General features: G+C 60.4%; 14 protein-coding genes. 10 read left to right on the forward strand and 4 right to left on the reverse strand.

Annotation, left to right across the window (positions count from 1 at the left end):
- Positions 1–47 precede the first annotated feature (47 nt).
- Both tamL and EDB95_RS11805 read right to left on the reverse strand, forming a co-directional pair.
- Complete coding sequence (tamL, locus tag EDB95_RS11800) at positions 48–2,264, reverse strand: translocation and assembly module lipoprotein TamL (RefSeq protein ID WP_133993822.1); 2,217 nt, start codon at positions 2,262–2,264, stop codon at positions 48–50.
- Positions 2,261–7,027 (reverse strand): translocation/assembly module TamB domain-containing protein, encoded by a 4,767-nt coding sequence (locus tag EDB95_RS11805; protein WP_133993824.1) that lies wholly within the window; start codon positions 7,025–7,027, stop codon positions 2,261–2,263. The genes tamL and EDB95_RS11805 overlap by 4 nt, the downstream gene beginning before the upstream one ends.
- 82 nt (positions 7,028–7,109) lie before the next feature.
- Between EDB95_RS11805 and EDB95_RS11810 the strand changes: the two genes are divergently transcribed.
- A complete protein-coding gene (locus EDB95_RS11810) occupies positions 7,110–7,316 on the forward strand; it encodes a hypothetical protein (protein WP_133993826.1) in 207 nt (68 codons plus the stop codon).
- Here EDB95_RS11810 and EDB95_RS11815 read toward each other — a convergent pair.
- Positions 7,308–9,866: a YfhO family protein gene (locus EDB95_RS11815; protein ID WP_133993828.1), complete on the reverse strand. Its 2,559-nt coding sequence runs from the start codon at positions 9,864–9,866 to the stop codon at positions 7,308–7,310. The two genes, EDB95_RS11810 and EDB95_RS11815, sit on opposite strands and share 9 nt — an antisense overlap.
- A 204-nt stretch (positions 9,867–10,070) precedes the next feature.
- Here EDB95_RS11815 and ppsA point away from each other — a divergent pair, with 204 nt between their 5' ends.
- Entirely contained in the window at positions 10,071–12,500 is a 2,430-nt protein-coding gene (gene ppsA / locus EDB95_RS11820) for a phosphoenolpyruvate synthase (protein ID WP_211352089.1), read from the forward strand.
- A 74-nt stretch (positions 12,501–12,574) separates the two neighbouring features.
- Here the strand turns inward: ppsA and EDB95_RS11825 are convergent, their stop codons facing one another.
- Positions 12,575–14,722, reverse strand: coding sequence for an outer membrane protein assembly factor BamB family protein (locus EDB95_RS11825; protein WP_133993832.1), 2,148 nt, complete (start codon positions 14,720–14,722; stop codon positions 12,575–12,577).
- 75 nt (positions 14,723–14,797) lie between these two features.
- On the opposite strand from EDB95_RS11825, the gene EDB95_RS11830 reads away from it, so the two are divergent.
- The 8 genes from EDB95_RS11830 to EDB95_RS11865 all read left to right on the forward strand — a co-directional run bounded on the left by EDB95_RS11830 (position 14,798) and on the right by EDB95_RS11865 (position 22,501).
- On the forward strand, positions 14,798–15,601 hold the full coding sequence (locus EDB95_RS11830; protein ID WP_133993834.1) for a carboxypeptidase-like regulatory domain-containing protein: 804 nt from the start codon (positions 14,798–14,800) through the stop codon (positions 15,599–15,601).
- Positions 15,602–15,738: 137 nt separating this feature from the next.
- Positions 15,739–16,308, forward strand: coding sequence for a hypothetical protein (locus tag EDB95_RS11835; protein ID WP_133993836.1), 570 nt, complete (start codon positions 15,739–15,741; stop codon positions 16,306–16,308).
- Positions 16,309–16,318: 10 nt separating this feature from the next.
- The gene (locus tag EDB95_RS11840; protein WP_133993838.1) at positions 16,319–17,452 is read left to right on the forward strand and encodes a glycoside hydrolase family 88/105 protein; all 1,134 of its coding nucleotides are present in this window, start codon (positions 16,319–16,321) and stop codon (positions 17,450–17,452) included.
- 70 nt (positions 17,453–17,522) lie between these two features.
- The gene (locus EDB95_RS11845) at positions 17,523–17,975 is read left to right on the forward strand and encodes a MaoC family dehydratase (RefSeq protein ID WP_133993840.1); all 453 of its coding nucleotides are present in this window, start codon (positions 17,523–17,525) and stop codon (positions 17,973–17,975) included.
- 15 nt (positions 17,976–17,990) lie between these two features.
- Positions 17,991–19,151: an extracellular solute-binding protein gene (locus tag EDB95_RS11850; protein WP_133993842.1), complete on the forward strand. Its 1,161-nt coding sequence runs from the start codon at positions 17,991–17,993 to the stop codon at positions 19,149–19,151.
- Complete coding sequence (locus EDB95_RS11855; protein ID WP_133993844.1) at positions 19,148–20,431, forward strand: CaiB/BaiF CoA transferase family protein; 1,284 nt, start codon at positions 19,148–19,150, stop codon at positions 20,429–20,431. Before EDB95_RS11850 ends, EDB95_RS11855 begins: the two co-directional genes overlap by 4 nt.
- A complete protein-coding gene (locus EDB95_RS11860; protein WP_133993846.1) occupies positions 20,428–21,660 on the forward strand; it encodes a CaiB/BaiF CoA transferase family protein in 1,233 nt (410 codons plus the stop codon). Before EDB95_RS11855 ends, EDB95_RS11860 begins: the two co-directional genes overlap by 4 nt.
- Positions 21,641–22,501 carry an amidohydrolase family protein gene (locus tag EDB95_RS11865; RefSeq protein ID WP_133993848.1) on the forward strand — a complete coding sequence of 287 codons (861 nt, stop codon included), beginning with the start codon at positions 21,641–21,643 and terminating at the stop codon, positions 22,499–22,501. Before EDB95_RS11860 ends, EDB95_RS11865 begins: the two co-directional genes overlap by 20 nt.
- Positions 22,502–22,511: the final 10 nt, after the last annotated feature.

Raw genomic sequence — 22,511 nt, forward strand, 5'->3', positions numbered from 1 at the left:
GGTCCGCCGGGGGCGGCGCCCACTGGTCCGTCGGCGCGGCGCCCGCCTTAGAACGGGTACCCGATCGCCAGGTTCAACACCGTCTTCGAAATATCCCCCACATTGCGGAAGACCCACCGCCCATCCCACGGCTGGCGTACGGGCACGCCCAGGTCCACCCGCAACACGAGGATCTTTACATCGAAACGCAATCCCGTGCCCACCCCCACCGCGATCTGGCGGGCGAATCCCCCGGTGAACTGTGACCCGGGCCGGGCAGTGTCGGCGCGAAGCGTCCATACATTCCCCGCATCCGCAAAAAGCGCCCCTCTCAGGATGGAAAAAATCTTGAAGCGGTACTCCGCGTTGGCCTCCAGCTTGACGTCCCCCGGTTGATCGGGCAGGATAACACCGGTCTTTGCGGGCGCCAGGTACGAACCCGGCCCCAGCTGCCGCGCATGAAAGGCCCGGACGTCATTGGTTCCGCCGGCAAAAAACTCCTTGATAAAAGGCATGGTCGTGCTGTTGCCCCAGGCAATGCCCACCCCACCGGTGATCCTGGAAGCCAGCTCGCCCGTGCCCAGCCGGAGGTAGTGACGCAGGTCAAGTTCGAACCGGTCGTATTGGGAAAACGGGGTGCCCACCAATTTTATTTCATTGCCCTTTGCGACATCCGCGCCGGTCGCGAGTCCGAGGATATTGGCAGACACATCCACCGCGGCGTTAAAATAGTAATTGTTCCGGCGGCGGTTGGGAACGGCCCGGGTATTGATATTGAAGTTGTAGTTCGGACCGATGATAAACTGGCGTTCGATGCTCCGTGCCAGTGTGATGTTGGTGTCCAGCTCCTGCTGGAAGGCAGCGCTGATGTGGGTGGGATTGACGAAGTTGACGGTAAAAATATTCAGCGTGTGTTCTTTGACCGGCGTTTCTTTGAAGATATAGCCAAAGCTGGCCTGGGCCGAGGCCAGGTTGTATTCGTTGGACACGTCGTAGATCTGGTACCCTACGCCAATTTTGGTCCGTGGCACAAAAGCGCTGTTCGTCTTTACGGTAAACGGGGCGATAAAGCGGGGGACGAAAAGATCCAGGGTTGCCCCAAAAGTGCGCGTGCTGACCTGTTGTCCCGCACCCAAAAACTGTTCGTCCAAACCGGCGGAGACCGTGGCGGTCAGCAATTCGGCGCCCCGGAAAAGGTTCCTGTTCGCCCAGGTCACCGAGACCTGTCCGCCGGTGGTATTGTCCGAACGCGTCAGCCCCGTCACCTGGAACTGGAGGGATTTTTTGGGGAGGGGCGTCAGGTAGTAAAAAGCATTGAGCTGGTCCGGACCCGCCGTATCCGCTTCCACGAACCGGGCCTTGACGAATTTATAGACCCCCAGCGTGATCAGCCGGTTCAGCGACAAATTGTGGTCGTTCCGGTTGTACACGTCTCCCGGTTTGAAGACAAGGTTCCGGCTAAACATCACGGGCCGGAACAGGTGCGCGGTGTCCAGGATCTTATAGCCGTGATAGTCCACCAGGTCCTTTTTGTCGCTGGTGTCGGTGTTGATGTCATAATTGGCAAACACGACGACGTCATGGATATGCCAGATCTGTCGCGCCTTGGCGGGAGTGGAGGGGATGATGCGCAGCGTCGCATCGATCTGTCGGTTGCCCACCGTCGTGTCCGCGTCCAACTGAAGGTAGTTGGGGCTGAAGTAATAAAAACCCCTTTGTTTGAGCCGGTCGTCTATCCGTGTCCGTTCGTTTTTGACAACATCCAGGTCGTAGGTGTCTCCCGTTTTTAGCAGCGAGCGTCTCGCCAGGCGGTCGATGCTCCGTGCCAGCGTGTCGTCCTCCTGTGGGTAAACAATATGCCGGTACGTATAGGGTTGACTGACCCGGGCGATAAACCGGTCTTTTTTGTGGGGTTTTGTTTCCAGGAGCACCGTGTCAAAGAAGAACCCTTTATTGACGAGCCGGTTCTGGAGGATTTCCCGGTTCTTCCCGGAAATGGCCGCGCTCGCCAGCACGGGAGCCTCACCTACCTTGTATTTGAGCCAGTGCCGGAATCCCTTGTCCTTTTTGGGGGTGCCCGCAAGGTTGTAGACCCAAAGCTTGTACTTCCATCCCAGGAAGCTGGCATTGGGGAGGGGGCGGAGCAGGCTTTCCAGGTCGGTTTTGAGGGATTTGTTTGCTTTTCCCTCGATCGTGACGGTGCCCCCCTCATAGAGGTTTTTGGTATTGCTGCAAGCACACGCGAGGAGCAGCAGAAGCCCGGCCGGGATAATCTGTTTCGTCATTTGTAGATCTCTCTGAACTTATTGTAGTCAAGGGTGAGGATAAAGCTCACCCCCGTTTCCACCACCTGCCCTTCCACCACCACCTGGTACTGGTTCTTCCTATAGGCCCTGACCCGGTACCGCCCGTCCCGGGTCAGCTGGTAGTCGACCGACACATCCCCCGCGATATTGGAGGCGTTCTGGTTGGGATAGGCCCCCTGCAGCTCGAAGTCGCTGCCGACGTTGACCTTGACCCGGTCGTTGAAAAGGCTTTTGGACAGCGTAACGGCCAGGTCCGTCTGGTTCTGCTCCTGCCCCGTGGAATAGTCCTGGGTGTTGTTAAGGTCGAAGTTGAGGTCCACACCTTTCACCAGGCTGGCGGCGAGCTGGTTGAGCTGGGACGACAGGAGCTGGCTCGCGCTCTGGAAGGCCATCTGTGTCGCGGTCGTGTTCCCCGCGCCGCTTTCCAGCGGATTGTCGCCCACAAACCGGCCCAGCAGCAGCAAGGCAAAAACCTGTTTGTTCAATTCAGACGGATCCCCCCGGACCTGCGATAATTTTGTCTCCACATCCGGCCACTGAAGCGACAGGTTGGACGGCAAGGTCACGTCAAAGGTAATGACCGGTTTGAGCAGCTCCCCCGTCATCTGAAGCGACACGGTAAAGGGAAGCCGTTGTTTGAACTTGGTAATGTCCGTGGCAGACCGCCCGGATATTTCATTTTGGACAAGGTCGATGGGCGAGGTCCGGAGGGAATACGTGGCCACCAGGTGGATCAGCGCCGACATTGGGTCGCCCGTCCAGGTGATGGTGCTCCCCCTTTGTAACAAAAAGGTCCGTTTGAGGAGTTGCAGCGTTAGGTTGTACTGCCCTGCATCGACCTCATACACCCCCGTAAGGCTGGTCTTGCCGCTTTCGTCCAGCCCGAAGTTCAGGTGGGCGCGTCCCCTGATCTTTAACGCATCCCCGTTGCGCTGGTCGATGATCATGGTGAAATGGGCCATGCTGTCGGTAGCGATGTTGGCGCTCATGTTGAGGCCCTGCAGGGTCGCCAGCTCCTCCTTTTTGACGAGCGTATCGTTATGGCTCACGAACCGCACCACGCCCTCCCTGCTGACCACCTCCGGATCATTCTCCGGGAGGATATAGGTAAAATCCGTCCGCCGGTTGATGTGTATGTCCCCGTCCATTTTTGGCGTCTGCAGATCCCCCTTCAGGTTCACCACCGCGTCCAGGTTGAGTTTCCCGTAAAACATCCGGTCCGTTGCCGGTGCCGCGTTGAGCAGCCGGAAATTCCCCGCGTGACAGGTCAGGTCAAACCGCATCGCCCGGTAGTCCGTGGTATACACGTTCCCGTCCAGCGTGGCCTTGTTTCCCGACGAGTCTGTCAGCGAAAACTTACTGAAGTTAAACCCGGTGTCGTCAAATTCGATGTTGTCCTGGGAAAGCCGGAGCGGTTCCCCGCTCAGGTGGGGCGTGATCACCGCGCTATCGAAATGAAGATGCCCGTCCGGCACAAACCGCGACGGCGTTCCGGTGATATGCATCCTTCCCTTCAACTGCCCGCGGATGTCGTCCAGCTGACCGGCGACAAAGGGTTCGAGCGCGGCCAGGTCGAAGGCGTTTAGGCTCAGGGCGAGGTCCATTTTCCCCGCGGTATCGTAAGTCCCCTTCAGCGCCAGGTCGGTGGCGCGTCCCAGAAGCGTGACGTCCGCCGCATAAGTTGCCGCGACCTCATTGTTGACGTTCACACCCAGGTTCCCCAGCGTATCCGACTTTACCGCCAGGTCCTTTACCGTAAGGTCCGACGTGAAAACCCCGCGTTTGTTGACGTCCGCCGCTCCATCCAGTATGCCGCTGACCAGGGCGGTATCCCCGCCGGTAAATTGTGTGAGGGTGGACAGGCGGAAGCGGTCAAACCGCAGGTGTATGTCCGGCCCCTGGCTGTTGGCCGTGAGCGACTGGTCTTTGTAGCTCAGCGCAACGTCATGGATGTTCAGCCCCGTGGAGTCATAGCGAATAAGGTTGTTCGGGCTCACCGACCAAACTTCGTGGTTGAGGAGGAGGCTGTCCGGGTTCAGCGAAAGGGAATACACGCTTCCGGCCTTTTCCATGCGGGCCGCAAGCCTGTACCAATCCTTGCCCTCTTCATCGTGAAAGAGCGCTGTGGTGTACAGGGCATCGTGTTCCACGCGTCCGCGGATGACCGGAAGCTTCAGGCTTTGGCCGCCTACCATAGCTTGTTCGGCATTTACTTCATAGTCCAGATGCTCCGGCCGGGTCACGGCGTCTATTTTCAGGTGCCTCACGGTATCGGACCCATAGCGGAACGCGGGCGTTGCCAACGACAACCGCAGGTCATGTCTTTGGCTGTCAAATGTCGTATGCAATCCTATCGTATCGCTCCCGGCAAGGTCCGGCACAAACGTCAGCAATAATGGTGTCGGCGTGACCAGGACGTCGAGGTTCCAGGATTGGGGGGAAAAAGTAGTGTCCCGTATCCCCGGGAGTGCATAGTACGGACGGAGGGTCTGTTCGAGCGCTGCCGGTAGTTGCGTCAGCCGGTACCGCCCGTCCAGGTCAAGGACCGCCGCGTCGGAATACAGGTGGAGGTACTGGCTGTCCAATGGGGGGCTATCCATCGGGTGGCGGTCCAGCGGGTGGTGGGCCACCAGGGCGATGCTGTCCGCGTGCAGGTAGCGGCTGCCATCGTACACGTTCGCCTGCAGAAGGTTCAGGGCCCCCTCCAGCGAATCCGGTTTAATGCTGGCGAAGTCGGCCCGCAGGTGCCCGCTGGCCCGGAGGGTATCGGTTATCAGATGGAGCGCTGTGGCATCGATGGTGTCGAGTCTTACGTTAAGGTGAAGGGCCGGGCCGTCGACCATCGCATCCAGTGCGTATTTGACCGCCGGATCATCGATGTCCGAGTAAAGGACGCCCTTGCCGTTGTCATAACGAATGTCCAGCCCAAGGTTGGTATAGGTATAGCCCCGGATCATGCCCTCCGTAAGGCGCAGGTGCGCATCCGTCTGAAAGGAGGGATAGGAAAACCCCCGCCCCCGGGCGTCGGCGGTCAGTGTCAGCCGGCCCACGTTTTTTTCCTGCCCCAAAAAATACCCCACGTCCAGCGCACGGGTGGCCACCTTCGCCTGGTAGGCATGGTTATTCAGGTTCATGGTCCCTTCGACCCTCACGCCACCGTTGGAAGTGGACGCGTCCACCAGCCCCTGGAAGACGCGGATCGTCCCCTTGAAACGCCCGGTGGCCGAGACGTCCCGCGGGAGGCGGGCGTGGAGCGCCCCGCGGGGCACCAGCGTGTATACGTCCGTCGAATCGGTGACCAGTCGAAGGACCTGGACGTCGTAGATCGCCCTGGCGGCATCGGGCAGGCCGGACACGGTACCCCTTAGCCGGACCGTTGTTTTCCGGAGCCCCCGGACCTCCAACCCCGGGGTGACCAGGTTGTCCAGGCTGCCCCTTATCTGTCCGTCCAGGTAGATGGAGCCTTTGAGCAGACCGGCCAGCGCGGAGGGCTGCCCCGCGGGGGCCGTCCTCGCCGGGGCCGTCCCCGCGGGGGTCGTCTTCGCCGGGGCCGTCCCCGCGGGGATCGTCCCCGCGGGTGCCGCCCCCGCGGGCGCGCCCCCTTCCAGCGCCGGCGCGAACAACAAGAGGTCGCGTGCGCTGATCGTGCTCCGATCCATGCGGGTATCCACGTACAGCAGCTCCGGGTGACGGGCGAGGGTATCGATCGACGGATAGCGGGCATCGGTTTCGTTCCGGAGGACGGACCGGTCCGTTTGGAGCACCAGGTCCTTTATGTGCGTCTCTTTTGTCGTGTACGTGATCCTCGCCGATAGGTTTTTTAGGGTCAGCCCACTCTGTTCGTTGAAGGCCAGTCGCCGGATGTCGGCATATATGCCGGTCGTGTCGCGTGCTGCGCCTGCGCCGCGTCCGGCTGCGCCCGCGCCGTCCCCGGTGGTGCCCGCGCCGTCCCCGGTGGTGCCCGCGTCGTCCCCGGTGGTGCCCGCGCCGTCCCCGGTTGCGCCCGCGCCATACCCCGCGGCGCCCGTCTGCAACGCCAGCCCCGCAACCCCCAGGTGGTGATAGTCCACCCCCTTCTGCGCACGCGGTTGTGCGTCATCGTAAGCAAAACCCGTGCTGTCGATCCGGAGGTATTTTACCTCATAGACCATCTGGTCCGGATCGATACGCCCGGCGGCAAGTGCCAGGTTGCCCAGCGCGAGGTGCGTCGCCAGGCCTCCCAAAGCGTCGTTGTAGGTGGCGTCGATGTGGCGCAGCCGCAGGGTCCCCAGCGTGTAGGTAAAGCCCTTGCCACTGCTGGTCCGCGTCGTACCCGGGGTGGAAGCAAAAGCCTTTAGGATAAAATCGTAATTGAAGGCAGTGTCTCCTTTTAAGCGGTAGACCTTGGCCCGGATGCTGTCAAGGGCGAGGTAGCTGACGTCGATCCGGTGGCGCAAAAGACCCAACATCGACAAGTCCACCTGGATGCGCCCGGCCGATAACAGCGTGTCTCCGCGCGCATCGCCGAGATACAGCCCTTCCAGTACGATTTGTTTGGGAAAAATAATCCTTAGCCTGTCAAGCCGGACTTCCGTGCCCAGTTTCCGGTGGAGATAAGCGACGGCCTTTTTGGCGAGCCATTGCTGGACGGCCGGCACCTGGACCAGGAAAAAAAGCACCACCAAGAGCGTAAGCACCCCGGACAGGATCCATAACATCACGCGCAAGGTCCTCTTCACCAGGTGTTTGAAAGTCATAGGCATGAGCAGAAGATACAACTTTTGTACCCCCTTAACAAATGCCTGCAATTTCGTCCCTAACTTTGCCGCAGCAAAACCGTTTTTTATGGGTTCGATCGATTTGCTACACCCAGATAGCAAGTGTAAAGTCTGCGGAGCGCCCCTTTATTCCACAGACCACGACAATCACGAAATCACGTATCACTGTTCCTCCCCCGAGGCCCGTTTCTGGGACTTCGAACGGGGCACCCGCGACCAGGACATGGCCAAGAACCACTGGGATCAATCGAGAGAAGAAATTTTTTTAAAGTAGGTTGCGTCTGCGCCGCCTGTATTCACCCGCCAGGGTTCCCACAAACAGCAGCAGCATCACCCAGGTGCTGAAAGCCGCTATTTTTTCCCCCGTATAAAACGACACCGGCCGGAAGGCAAAGTGGATCTCGTGTTGCCCCGGAGGAATGGCCAGCCCGCGGAGGGCATAGTCCACTTTGCGGATGGGGGCTTCCTGTCCGTCGATATAGGCTTTCCAGCCCAAGGGGTAGTAGATCTCGCTAAACACCGCAAATTCGGGCGCTTTTGCCGATGCGGTGTAAAAGATATCGTCATTTTGGTTGGAGACGAGGTGGATGCTGTCTCCGGAGGTGTACTGTGGTTGTGCGGCGACCGGGGCTTCGATCAGGGCACTGTCCATGGGATCAAAATGATCCAGCGCACGCATGGCTTCGGCCGGACCCGGCACGGGGTGCAGACGGCGTACCAGCCAGCAGGCCCCCAGCGCACCGGGATTCCGGACGACGACAGGGTCGCGGGCCGGTGCGGACGATTCGGAGAAGGATACCGGCGACAGCGGGTGCGGCACAATGACGTACTTCGTATTGAACATGTCCAGGACAGCCTGGTTGACCGGCTGTTTGGACAATTGGTACGTGATCAGGTCCTCGATCAGCGCCAGCTTGGCGGGATGATACCCTCCCAGAGAATTATGGAAATAGGAAGTTTCGGACTCCTGAAAAGCGTTGTTGAGCCCTTCGCTGAGGTTGAGTACCCGGTAGTAACCCGTGTCGGCGCTGATCTCCTGGTTGGCGGTGGTCGGGCTGATGCTGGTCGCCGCTTCTTCCTTGTCGAGGTAACTGTGGTAGCCCAGGTAGCGGGTATCCACGAGCAGCAGGTCCACAAAGACCAGCACGGTCAGGCCCGCCAGGGCAAAGCCCGGGCGTACGCGGTCCGCGGGTTCGCTGCCCTCGCGTATGCGGTCCGCGCGTACCCGCCGGCGGATAAACAGCCCCAGGCAAAGCGCCGCCCCCGCGATAAACAGGGCCGAGCGGAGCAGGTCGCTTCCAAAGAGGTCCTGGCGGTCCTCGGTGGCGGCCTGCAGGAAGCTTTTACCCATGACCGGGTCCACCTTGTTGATCTGGGTCAGGTACTGGTCGCGCTGTATGTCCCGGGCGCTTTGATAGTCGAGGCCCAGGTAAAGGGCGACACCCGTCAGCAAAACGGCGCCCGTCAGGATCAAGGCCAGGTGGAAGCGGCGCTGCGAGCGTGGGGACGGGTCCTTTTCAAAAAACAACTGCTGCAACCCCAGGGCGACCAGGAGCGGTACGGTCAGTTGCGGGATGTAAAGGATCATCGACGGCGCCCTGAATTTGTTGTAGAAGGGGAGGTGATGGAAAAGAAACGTATTGAAGGGCGCAAAGTGTTTGCCCCAGGCCATCAGGATAGCCAGCACCGTGAGTGGGATGATCCAGACCCGGTGCAGGCTGCGGGTATACACCGCGGCAAACAGGAACAGGAAGCAGACGATCGCGCCCAGGTAGACCGGGCCCGTGGTGTCCGGCTGGTCTCCCCAATAGGCGTTAAAGGCGGTAAAGAACTGGTCGGATTCCCAGGCCGGCAGGTGTCCGCGCTCCAGGGCCCGGGCGAGCCGGGAATCCTTGCCCAGGGTTTGGCTTGCGCCGCCGTAGACGTCGGGCACCAACAGGGTCATGGTTTCAGCCTGGCCGTAGCTCCACTGGAAGGCGTAGTCGAGGGAGGGGCCTTTTTTGTCGAAGCTATTGCCGCCTTGACTGGCCTCCATCCGCAACCCCGTGCTCCGCGCCGTTTCCTGGCTGTATTCATACGTCGTCAGCAGGTTGGTGGCGTTGGTGAGGGCACCGAGTGCGCCCGCCACAGCCGCCAGTGCAAGGCACACGAGCACGTGTTTGTACCGCCGGGCCCGAAGCGTCTGCACCACGAATGCCAGTGTCAGCGCACCCGCAATAATGAGGAAATAATAGGTGATCTGCGGATGGTTCCGGCTCACCAGAAGACCGGAGAACAGGGCGACGAGAAACGTCCCCCATCGGTAGTGTCCCTGGTACAGCAACAGGAGGGCGCCCAGCAAAAAGGGGGCATACCCCATCGCCTGGATCTCGGTTTCGTGGCCCGCCACCACGAGGATGGGGCTAAAGCTCGCATAGCCGTATGCCAGGGCGGCCAGTATTCCGATCCATGGATTGATCCGAAGGACCTGTGTGAGGAAATAAAAGGAGATACAAAGAAGGAAGAAAAAGGAAACAGGTGCCGGCAGAAATAAGGTAAAAAAGTAATGCAACCAGCTCAGGGAAAGCAGGTTCCGGGACTCCAGGGCGGTCTGGTACCCCGGCATGCCGCCAAACATACTGTTGTTCCAAAGGGGAAAGTGGCCGTGGGCGGCTTTGTACTGCTGCATCTGGTGTACGCTGCCCATCCAACCGGCGACGTCGGCCTGGTTGAGCACCTTGCCTGTAAACAAGGGCCCGCAATACACCACAGCGATCGATACAAAAAGGGCTACGGCAACGATGTGGGGAATCACACGCTTCCAATCAAAAGGGATCACACGCATAAGAGCCGGTAAGGGGTCAGTAATCGATTGCAAACAAAAACAATGCCTGGAACGCCGCAGGTGCAATATATGGTTTAAACTTCATATCAAGCGTTTACCCCGTTATATTCCGCTGTAACGCCCGGCCTAAACGTTTAAGCAAAATTTCCTATGCTACTAACGATGGTTTGTAAGTATCTTCGGAACTTAAATAAACGCCCGCGTATGCAAAACATTATTCTCTTGGAAAAGGTCGGGATCGGGGACATCGATCTCGTTGGTGGCAAAAACGCTTCCTTAGGTGAAATGCTGCAAAACCTCAGCAAACTGGGTATCCGGATCCCCAAGGGATTTGTGATCACGGTGCACGCGTACAATGAATTCATCAAGGCGAACAAGCTGGAGGTCAAGATCCGTGAATTGATCGGGGCCATCGACTACAAAAGCGTGGAGTCCCTGCGCCGGTCGGGCCTGGAGGTCCGCAGCCTGATGCGGAATGCACGTTTCCCGGTCAAGCTGGGGGAGGAGATCGTCGAAGCCTACTATGCGCTGTCCGATACCTACGGACAGCTCAACACGGACGTGGCGGTCCGGTCATCGGCTACGGCCGAAGACCTGCCCGACGCCAGCTTTGCGGGGCAACAGGAGACCTACCTTAACGTGCGGGGACCCGAAGACCTCATCGACGCGGTGCGCAACTGTTTCGCGTCGCTGTTTACGGACCGGGCCATCAGCTACCGCCACAGCTTTAAGTTCGATCACTTTGCCGTGGGTTTGTCCATTGGGGTGCAAAAGATGGTACGGTCCGACCTCGGCGCTTCCGGGGTGGCGTTTTCCCTCGATACAGAGTCCGGTTTCAAGGACGTGGTGGTGATCAACGCCTCCTACGGGCTTGGTGAGCTCGTGGTCCAGGGAGCGATATCCCCGGACGAATACATCGTCCACAAACCGACCATGGCCGCGGGTTTCCCGTCGCTCATCGAAAAGCGGATGGGGGTCAAGGACAAGATGATGGTCTATGGAGATACGGCCGACGAGCGCGTCAAGGTGATCCCGACCGACAAGGGCTTCCAGTCGCGTTTTTGTCTCAAGGACAGCACCGCCCTCCTGCTTGCGCAATGGGTGGTACAGATAGAAGAATACTATTCCGGGCTCCGGAATACCTGGACGCCGATGGACGTGGAGTGGGCGATCGACGGCCTGACCAAGGAGCTCTTTATCGTACAGGCGCGACCCGAAACGATCCATTCCCGCAAGGACGCCGGTAAGGTGACCGAATACAGCATCAACGATCCCCAGCGCACCGAAAAGATCCTTACCAAGGGGATTGCGGTGGGGGACAAGATCGCTTCCGGGAACGTAAACATCCTCTACTCCCTCGACAAACGCGTCATCGAAGGGCACGAGTTTCACGACGGGGACGTCCTCGTGACCGACATGACCGACCCCGACTGGGAACCCGTCATGAAACGCGCCTCCGCCATCGTCACCAACAAGGGCGGACGGACCTGTCACGCCGCCATCGTCGCCCGGGAGATGGGCGTCCCGGCCATCGTCGGTTGCGGCAACGCCACCGACGTACTATCCAACGGGCAGACCGTGACCATCAGCTGTGCCGAAGGCGGGGACGGGTTTGTCTACGCCGGCGAAATCGACTACTTGCGCAAAGAATACGACCTCGACGACCTGCCGTCGATCCGCACCCCCCTCATGCTCAACGTAGCCTCCCCCAGCATGAGCTTCCAGTTTGCCCAACTGCCCCACAAGGGCGTAGGGCTCGCCCGGGAAGAATTTATCATCAACAACTACATACAGGTGCACCCGTTGGCCCTCCTCCAACACGAAAAGATCGGGGACGCCGAACTGTCGCGCATCATCCGTGGAAAGATCGTGGGCTTTGACAACGAGACCGACTTTTTTATCAACAAGCTGGCCTACGGGATCGCCCGCATAGCGGCCTCCTTTTATCCCTACAAAGTGATCGTCCGTTTTTCCGACTTCAAAAGCAATGAGTACTACAACCTCCTCGGCGGAAAATACTTCGAGCCCAAGGAAGAAAACCCCATGATCGGCTGGAGGGGCGCGTCCCGTTATTACTCCGGGGAGTATAAAGAGGCCTTCGGCCTGGAATGCCGGGCCATCAAAAAGGTCCGGGAAGAAATGGGGTTGTCCAACGTCATCGTGATGATCCCCTTCTGCCGGACCATCGGCGAACTCCTGAAGGTCAAGGAAACCATGGCCGAATACGGCTTACAGCAAGGGGACCAGGGGCTGGAGCTCTACCTCATGGCCGAGATCCCCTCCAACATACTGATGGCCGAGGAATTTGCCGACCACATCGACGGCTTTTCCATCGGTTCCAACGACCTCACCCAACTGACCCTCGGCCTCGACCGGGATTCCTCCCTCGTGGCCGACATCTACGACGAACGCGACCCCGCCGTCAAACGCCTCATCACCCACCTCATCCAGACCGCCAAACGCAAAGGCGTAAAGGTCGGGATCTGCGGACAGGGTCCCTCCGACCACCCCGACTTTGCGCGCTTCCTCGTGGAGCTCGGCATCGACAGCATTTCGGTGACGCCGGATTCGGTGATGAAGACGATACACGCGATTGCGGCCGTCGAAATGGAGTTGGCGGCGGTGGAGGCGTAGCGGGCCGCGCCCGCCTTTTGCGGCTCGCGCCGCCGCATCGTGGCTCGCCGCCGCCCTTCGTGGGCCGCGCCGCCTCACGGCAGTGCGTACGCCACATAGGCATCCCCCGACCGGGTGCCCAGCTTCCCGCCTCCACAGGCGATGACCACGTACTCCTTGCCGTCGATCGAATACACGCTGGGGGTCGCAAACCCACAGGCGGGCAGGTCGGTTTCCCAAAGCAACCGGCCGTCCCGCTTGTTAAAGGCCCTGAACTTGGCGTCCCGGGTGGCTGCGATAAAAATCAGCCCCCCGGCGGTGACAACCGAGCCTCCATAGTTCTCGGTCCCGGTATGGATGCCCCGCGCCTTGAAAGCAGGGTCGTCCCCCAGCGTATCCTTCCAAAGGACGCGGCCCCGTTCCAGGTCGATGGCCGTGAGAAAACCCCAGGGCGGAGACACCGCCGGATACCCGTCCCGGGTAAGGAATTTGTTGTAACCGGTGGAGGTAAACGGCATGGAATCATAGCCCGACAGGGGAGGAGCCGGCGGGGCCGTATAGGGCCTTGTTTGCAGGTCTTTGTCGTCTAAGATAAAGGAGGCCAGGGCTTTTTGCTGGCCCTCACCCAGGTCTGGGAAGGCCGGCATCATCCGGCGGCCCGTACGAAGCAATTGGAAGAAGCGGTCCTGTGTATAGTCCTTGGGGGCATGGAGCAGGGAAGGGTAGTTGCCCCCGCCCTGGCGTTCGGGTCCATGACAGCTCATACAGCGCGTGGCGTAGAGGGCCTGGCCGGCTTCGAGGTTGGTGGAGCGCATGCGCGCGGCCTCACCGTATATGGGATCCGGGCCCTTGCCGACGCGCACCATTGTGAGCACCCACGGCATCTCGCTGCCGTTGACATACAGTATTCCGGTCGCCGGGTCGTAAGAGGGCCCGCCCCATTCCCCCCCGCCGTCAAAACCCGGGAAGATCACCGTCCCCTCCCGGGAGGGCGGTTGAAAAAGCCCGTTGTGGTAGCTGTCGAGGCGCTTCCGGAGGTCGGCGGTGTCGGATACCAGCGGATTGAGGTTGTCTATGGTCAATTGCTGACGGGTAAAAGGCGGCTCGTAGGTGGGGACCGGCTGGGTCGGCCAGGGCTGCTCGCCGGCCAACTCGCTCTGGGTGGGCACCGGTGTCTCGGTGACCGGGTAGAGCGGCGCGCCGGTCGTTCCGTCCAGGACGAAGATAAACCCGCTTTTGGTGATCTGGACGACGGCGTCTACCGGTTTGGAATCCTTATGGAGGGTGGCCAGCACAGGGGGCGTCGGCAGGTCCCGGTCCCACAGGTCGTGGTGTACCGTCTGGAAATGCCACAGGCGCCGCCCCGTGGCCGCGTCCAGCGCCAGGACGCAGTTGGCAAAAAGGTCTTCGCCCCGGCGGTTGCCGCCGTAAAAGTCATAACTCGCGGACCCCGTGGGAGCGAAGACGACACCCCTGGCTTCGTCCAGGCTAAAACCCGCCCAGGTGTTGGCGGCGCCAGCGTAACGCCAGGCCGTGGAATCCTCCCAGCTATGGTATCCTGCCTCGCCCGGCCAGGGGATCGTATGAAAGATCCAGCGTCTTGCCCCCGTATGTACGTCGTACGCGCGGATGGATCCCGGCGCCGCCGGCGTGGTTTCATCCACCCGTGTACCGATGATGATGAGGTCTTTATAGATTAACCCCGGGGTCGTGGACGCCACATACCGTTCCCGGGCCGGACGGTCCAGGTCGTCGTGGAGGTCAACTGAACCGCCCTGGCCAAAAGAAGGAATGGGCTTCCCGGTATGCGCGTCCAGGCAAAACAGGTGGGCGCCCGCGGAATAAAACAAGCGTAACTCGTTGCCGTTTTTATACAAGGCTACCCCCCGGCAAACGTTCAGGGAAGACTCCCCCTGCGTCGAGGGATCAAAGGTCCAGCGCTCCTGTCCCGTCGCGGCATCCAGGGCAAAAGCCTTCAGATGTGGCGATACCCCGTAGAAGACGCCCTCGTCCTCCAGCCCGTTTACCTGGATCTGTGTGCCCGTCTTGTCGGCGTCCCCGGTATGATAGGTCCACGCCACCGACAAGCGGTCCACGTTGCTGGTATCGATTTCGGTCAATGAGGCGTAGTGGCGGCTGTCCTTTCCCCCTCCATACACCGGCCAATCCACCGTGTGGACCGGGACGTGGGTACGGCAAGCCATGCAAAGGAGCAACGCGGTGGCGGCAAACAAATACTTCATAGGAGGAAGTTAATTCTTTTCTAAAAGCATTGCGCAGCCGCCCGTGGATCACGGAAAGGAAGTAGTTTGTGCCCCATGCGTTCCCTTCTCCTCTGCTTACTGCTCACTGTCCCTATGTTCACCTGGGCTCAGCACGACTCACTGGTCGAGGTCAACGGTATCGTCCTTTCCAAGGACAGCCTGAAGCCACTGCCCGCCGTCAGCATCGTCATCAAGGGGACGGGACGGGGAACCATCACCAGCGACCGGGGCTCCTTTGGCATCGTGGCCCTGCTTGGCCAGGAAATCGAGCTCACCAGCGTAGGCTATAAACCCCAACACATCATTGTCAATAACGGCTCCGACCACGCCCACGTGGTCATTATGGAGACCGATACCGCCTATATCGCCACCGCCTTTATCCGGGCACATCCTTCCAAGGATCAATTTGCGCGAGACTTTGTCAACGCCCATTTCGAAGACAAGGAACAGGAACTTGCCAAAAAAAGCCTGGACCCCAAGGCCCTGAAGATCATCTCCAAAGGCGTCCCCCTCAGCGCTTCCGAAAAAACGGACCGGACGCTTACCCAAAACGCAAAGAATGCCGCCAACTCGGGGACGGTTCCCGATGTAGTCGGGGTGAACCTGTTGACCCTGTTCAAGGGCAGGCGCAAAAAGACGCGGGAGCTGCAGCCCATCGACCCGTCCTACGGAGGCGCGGTGCTGCCCGCGCTGCGGGATACGGCCGCGCACCGGTCCCCGGCGACTCGCGATACGGTCTCGCATACCGCGCCTCCGCGCGACAGCGCCGCCCGGCAGCCCCTCCGGCGCGACAGCGCCACGAAACACTCCGTGGTCCCGGGTGACACAACGACACAAAAACCCGCTACTGCCCACTAGACAGCCTCGTACGAGGCTCTTGCGCCCCATGAGGTGCCGCGGCGGCCGCCCGCCGCGGCACCCGTTCGCTGCCGCGGAGAACCAAAGAAATATCTGGAATAATAATTGCAGGGGCCTAGGTATATATCTATTTATTTATGAAAAGATTACGTCTGATTCACGTCGCATGCACGCTCCTCTTTTTAGGAGGGGCCACCGTTTCCAACGCCCAATCGAGAAGAGGAGGTGGTGACGGCCCCGTACAGGTGGGGAGCGTTGTGCTCAACCTTGGTGTGGGCGCCGGTGCGGATTATGGGAATTACAATTACAATTCCGGTTTTGGTACGAAGGCCGCATTGGAATTTGGCCTGTGGCAGGCAGGGCCTGGTGTCATTACTTTGGGTGGAGAAATCGGTGGCTCATTTTCCAACGGTGGCTATTATGCGAACTATAAGGCGCACACCATCGTGGTGGCCGCCCGCGCCGCCTGGCATTGCGGCTGGGGTGTCCCGAACCTGGATACGTATGGCGGTGTCTCGGCCGGTTTGGGTTTCCGTCACCATCAGTGGTATGAAGGGAACGTCACCTATTCGAGCAATGACGTCGTGCCTGTCGCGGGGGTATTTGTAGGGGCATCGTATTTTGTCACCCCCAAATTCGGGTTCAATGCCGAAGCGGGGTATGACATCACCAACATCCAGGCCGGCGTTATATTCAAATTGATGTAATTTCACGCGCATGCGATTCGCGTGCGTTGTATTCATCTTTTGTCTGTTCCCGCGGATGGGAAGGACCCAAGACAAAGTGGCGGTCACCGCCATGACCCTTTGGAAAGACTCCATGGCCGTTGGACGGCCCATCCACTGGAACTATGAACAGGGCGTTGTCCTGGCGGGAATGCAGGCCCTCTGGACACGCACACACGACAGTACTTATTTCACCTACATCCGGCACACCATCGATCCTTATATTGGAAACGATGGGAACATCCGGAGTTATAAGGAGGAGGACCTCAGCCTGGACAATATCAATACAGGCAGGGTCCTTCTCTTTTTATGGAAGGCAACGGGCCAGGCCAAATACAAGCTGGCCGCAGACCGGTTGCGCGAACAGTTGCGCCGGCAACCCCGAAACGCACAAGGCGGTTTCTGGCATAAAAAAACCTACCCCGACCAGATGTGGCTGGACGGTTTGTACATGGCCGAACCATTTTATGATCATTACGCCCTTGCGACGGGAGAGGACACCGACTTTACGGACATCGCCCGCCAGTTTATCCTGATGGAAAAATACGCCCGTGATCCCCGGACGGGTCTTTTGTATCACGGCTGGGACGCGTCTCACCGGGAAAAATGGGCGGACAGCCTGACAGGCTGCTCTCCGAACTTCTGGGCCCGCGCGATGGGCTGGTATGGCGCGGCGCTGGTAGACGTCCTGGAAGATTTTCCTAAAAACAGGCCCGGGCGGGACACCCTGGTAGCGGTCTTTCGTCGGTTTGCCGCGGCCGTTAGTGCGGTCCAGGACCCCGGCACCGGTCTTTGGTGGGATGTACTCAACTACCCCGGCCGCGAGGGTAATTACCTGGAGGCATCCGCCAGCTGTCTTTTTGTCTATACCCTTGCCAAAGGGGTGCGCCTGGGTCTTTTGCCTTCGCGGTTCAAGGCCGCCGCGTCCAGGGGCTATGCGGGTATCCTCCACCGTTTTGTCACCCCCGACGGTCACCTCGACGGAACGGTGAGCGTGAGCGGGCTGGGCGGCGCGCACTACCGCGACGGCAGCTACGCATACTACTTGAGTGAAAAAGTTGTCCGCGACGACCCGAAGGGGATTGGGGCGTATCTGCTGGCGACCGCGGAACTCGGCGGGCGATAGTAAGATATTCCATCATTTCAGTAAGACCTTACATTGCCCTCCCCGGGGGGCCGGGGTACCTTAGTGCCCCATGAGGAAATATTTCGAGGAGTTTGAGCCAGGCAGTGTCCGTGACAGCACGGGGCGCACGATCACGGAAACGGACATCGTCCTGCACGCGGGGCAGACGGGGGACTTCTACCCCCACCACATGGATGAGGAATGGTGCAAGCAGCAACCGTTCAAAAAACGGATCGCGCATGGTACGCTGGTCTTTAGCGTGGCCGTGGGTATGACCGCGGGGGTCATCAACGAAGTGTCCATGACGTATGGATACGACCGGCTTCGTTTCTTACAGCCGGTGTTTATTGGCGATACCCTCCGTGTAAAGGTGACCGTCCGGGAACGAAAAGAACATAAACGGCCGGGCTATGGCCTGGTCACCGAAGGCCTGGAGGTCTTCAACCAGCGCTCAGACCTGGTGATGGTTTGCGATCACCTGTTGTTGGTAGAGAAGCGCGTCCCCGGGGACGCCGCACATTGACTAAAAATATTGACGATGCCTGCGCTATTGTTGAAGGGGATCACCTGGTCGCATTCAAGGGGCGTGACCCCCTTGCTGGCCGCTGCACAGCGGTTCTCCGAATTATTCCCCGATGTGTCGGTCACCTGGACGCAGCGTTCGCTCCAGGAGTTTGCCGATAAACCCCTCGAAGCACTTACGGAACAATACGACCTCCTGGTCATCGACCATCCCTGGGTGGGGCGGGCCGCGGCCACGGGCTGCGTGTTGCCGCTGGATACCTTGCTGCCGGCCGCTTTCCTGGAAGACCAGGCGCGACACTCCACCGGGGACTCGCATCCCAGCTACCGCTACGACGGGCACCAGTGGGCCCTTGCCCTGGACGCCGCCACCCCGGTCGCCAGCTACCGCCAGGACCTCCTGGACCGGCACCAGGTCAGTGTGCCCGGCACCTGGAACGAGGTCCTCGCGCTGGCCCGCCGGGGAAAGGTGGCCGTGCCCGCTATCCCGATAGACATCCTGATGAACTTTTATATGTTTTGCATCGCCCATGGCGCGCTTCCCTTTCAGTGTAAAGACGAAGTCGTAGACCGGGTAACGGGTCTCGTGGCGCTGGAGACGATGCAGGAGCTGTATGGGCTGCTCGACAAAAAGATGTTCCAACTCAACCCCATCGGCGTAGCGGAGGTCATGACCCGGACGGACGATTTCTGGTATTGCCCTTTTGCCTATGGGTACTCCAACTATACCCGCCGGGGGTATGCCCGTACCCGTCTGACGTACGCGGACCTGGTTGCCCTGCGCGGCAACCGGCTCCGGAGCACCATCGGGGGCACCGGGCTGGCCATTTCCACCCGCTGTATCCACATGGAAGAGGCCCTGGCGTTTGCCCAATGGGTTACCTCCGGGGAATGTCAATCCACTTTCTATCTCCAGCACGGCGGGCAACCCGCTCACCGGAGCGCCTGGGTCGACGCGGAGGCCAACCGGCTGTGCAACGACTATTTCCGGGTCGTACTCCCCGCCATGGAGCGCGGGTATACGCGTCCCCGTTATGACGGCTATTTGTTTTTCCAGGACCATGGGGGCGATCCGCTCCGTGAGGCCTTGATGGGAAAGCGCCGGCCCGCGTCCGCGCTCGATGAACTCAACGAGGTGTACAGGCGAAGCCTGGCACCGGAAAATGTGCATGCATGAAGCCTGAAGCCCAAGCCGCGCACGGCCCCGTCGAATCGCGCGCCGCTGTCGCGCACGGCCCCGCCGGGGCGGCCGCCTCGCCGGACCTCCCCCTTCGGGGCGTCACCGTCCTCGAATTCGGACAATACCTCTCCGGCCCCTCCGCGGGGCTGCGCCTTGCGGACCTGGGCGCGAGGGTCATCAAGATCGAACGGCCCGGGAGCGGCGATCCCTGCCGGCGGCTGTCGATCAAAAACCTTTGGACGGGGGATGGGAACAGCCTTCTTTTCCATACCATCAATCGCAACAAGGAAAGCCTGGAGGCGGACATGAAGTCTCCGGAAGAACGGGCGCTCCTGCTTCGCCTGGTGGCCGAGGCAGACGTGCTTTTACACAACTTCCGCCCGGGGGTGATGGACGCCGTTGGGTTGGGATACGGGGAAGTCCTGCGTGTCAACCCCCGGCTGGTCTATGCGGTCATTTCCGGCTTTGGTCCCGGGGGGCCCTGGAGCGGCAAGCCCGGTCAGGACCTCCTGCTCCAATCGATGAGCGGGCTCACCTATACGACGGGGAACGGGGACGATCCCCCGGTGCCCTTTGGGTTGTCCATCGCCGACACCCTGGCCGGTGCGCACCTCGTCCAGGGGATCCTGGGCGGGCTGATCCGCCGGCATAAAACGGGGAAGGGCGCGCTGGTGGAAGTGAGTATGATGGAGTCCCTGATGGACTTTCAGTTTGAGTTGATGACGACCTATCTCAATGGAGGACGTTTGCCCGAAAGGAGCAAGGTGTCCAATGGCAACCCGTTGCTCAGCGCTCCTTACGGTGTCTACGCAACCGCCGATGGGTACGTGGCGATCGCCATGGCCGACCTTCACCGCCTGGGCCGGGCGATCGGCTTCGCCGCCCTTACCGGGGTGGCCCCCGGGGATGGGTTTGCCCGGCGGGACGAGATAAAAGCCGCGCTGGCGGCACACCTTGCCGGCCTGCCCAGCGCGCACTGGCTGGGGCTGATGCAGGCGGAAGACCTTTGGGCGATGGAGGTCCTGGATTGGCACGGGCTCACCGCCGCCGAGGGGTACCGCGCCCTGGGGATGGAACAGGAGCTGCGGCTGGCCTCCGGCCTGCGCGTGTGTACGACCCGTTGTCCGATCCGGCTGGACGGAGCGCGGCTCTATTCCGCAAAGGCGGCGCCTGCGCTGGGCGCGGACAATCGCGCGATCCGGGCGCAATTCGAGAGCGCCGCGCCGGGCGCGAAAATTGGCGGCGCCAACGGGCGCGAACAAACACCGATCACATGAACCTTCTTGAAGATATTCTCGTCGTAGACCTCTCCCAATTCCTGTCCGGCCCCTCCGCCGCCCTTAGGTTGGCCGACCTGGGCGCCCGGGTCATCAAGATCGAGCGCCCGGGGACGGGCGACATCTGCCGTCAGCTTTATGTGTCGGACGTACAACTGGAGGGGGAGTCCACGATTTTTCACGCCATCAACCGGCACAAACAAAGCTATGCCGCGGACCTTAAGCATCCGGCCGACCTGGAAAAAGTCAAAAAAATCATCGACCGGGCCGACGTGGTGATGCACAACTTCCGCCCGGGCGTCATTGGGCGTCTGGGGTTGGACTATGCGACGGTGCGGGAACGGAACCCTGGCATCGTTTACGCGGAGATCAGCGGGTATGGGGATGAGGGGCCGTGGAAAGACCTGCCGGGCCAGGACCTGCTGGTCCAGGCGGTCTCGGGGCTGACCTGGCTGAGCCACGACCGGGACCGGCCGCCGACACCCATGGGGGTGGCCGTGGTAGACATCCTGGCGGGGGCCCATGTTTGCCAGGGCATACTGGCGCTGCTGTACCGCCGCGCGGTGGCGGGGACGGGCGCGGGCGCCAACGGCGGCCAGGGTGCAAATGGCGCCCCGGGCGCACAAGACGCCGCAGGCGGCCTCGTCCAGGTCAGCATGCTGGAATCCATCATGGACTTCCAGTTCGAGTCATTTACGTCCTTCCTCAACGATGGACGCGAACTGCCCGTCCGCAGCGCGCGGGGGGGCGGCAATCCCTATATCGCCGCTCCTTACGGGATCTATCCGACAGCGGAAGGATTCCTGGCGCTGGCGATGACGGACGTGCCTCAACTGGGACGGTTGTTGGAGTGCCCGTCATTGGAAGGGTATACCGACCCTTCCGATTGGTTTGACCGGAGAGATGAGATCAAACAATACCTGGCAGGTCACCTGGCTACGCAAACCGCAAGGAACTGGCTCGCGCGGCTGGAACCCGCCGGTATATGGTGCGCGCTTGTCCTGGATTATGACAGCCTCAGGGCGCAGGAGGGATACCGGGTGCTGGATATGGAAATCACCGTCGAGACCAGTCAGGGGCTTCGCGTGCGGACCACGCGTTGTCCGATCCGGGTCGACGGGGTGACCCTGGACGGGGGTGGGGGCGCGCCTTTGCTGGGGGAGCACAACGACCTTATAGACCGTCAATTTGGCCTACATTTACCCGTATATGGAAGTGGCTATTATTGATACGCATATACACATCTGGGATTTTACCAGGGCGAGGTACGGCTGGCTGGACAACGACACCTCCATCCTGAAGCGTACGTATGCGATCGAAGAGATCGAGGTGCAGCGGGTGGCGGCCGGGGTCCGTGCGGGCGTGCTGGTGCAGGCGGCCAACAATTTGGAGGATACGGACTGGATACTGGAAGTGGCAACCCATACCGATTGGATCGCGGGGGTGACCGGCTGGTTGCCGCTGGCGGACCCGGAGGAAGCGGAGCGCGTGTATGCGCAGCGCTACAAGGGACAGCCGTTGTTCAAGGGTGTCCGGCACCTCATCCACGACGAGACAGATCCCCGCTGGCTGTTGCAACCCACGGTCATCGAGGGGTTGCGTCTGCTGGCCCGGGAAGGCCTCGTTTTCGAGCTGGTGGGTGTGCGGCCCGAACACATCGAAACGGCGCTGGAGGTGGCGGTCCTGGTGCCCCGCCTGCGGATGATCTTCGACCACCTTAACCAGCCTCCGATCGCGTCGGGGGAACGGTTTGGGCGTTGGGGTGCGTTGATGAAAGAGGCCTGCGGGCATCCTTCTTTTTTAGCAAAAATATCGGGCCTCGGTGCTACTTCGGCTATGGGTGACCGTTGGACAGCAAAGGATATTGAGCCTTATGTGGAATTTATACTGACCCATTTCGGCGTGGAGCGTTGTTGTTGCGGGAGCGATTGGCCGGTGTCCCTGCTGGCGGGGACGTATGAACGGACCTGGAAGGTGTACAGGGAGGCGCTGGCCTCCCTGCTCGACGCTTCCGGCCAGGCGGCGGTTTTGGGAGAAAACGCCGTCCGGTTCTACGGGTTGAACCTTTGACGATGATTGC

Origin of the sequence: Dinghuibacter silviterrae, assembly GCF_004366355.1 — a bacterium.
Taxonomy (GTDB): domain Bacteria; phylum Bacteroidota; class Bacteroidia; order Chitinophagales; family Chitinophagaceae; genus Dinghuibacter; species Dinghuibacter silviterrae.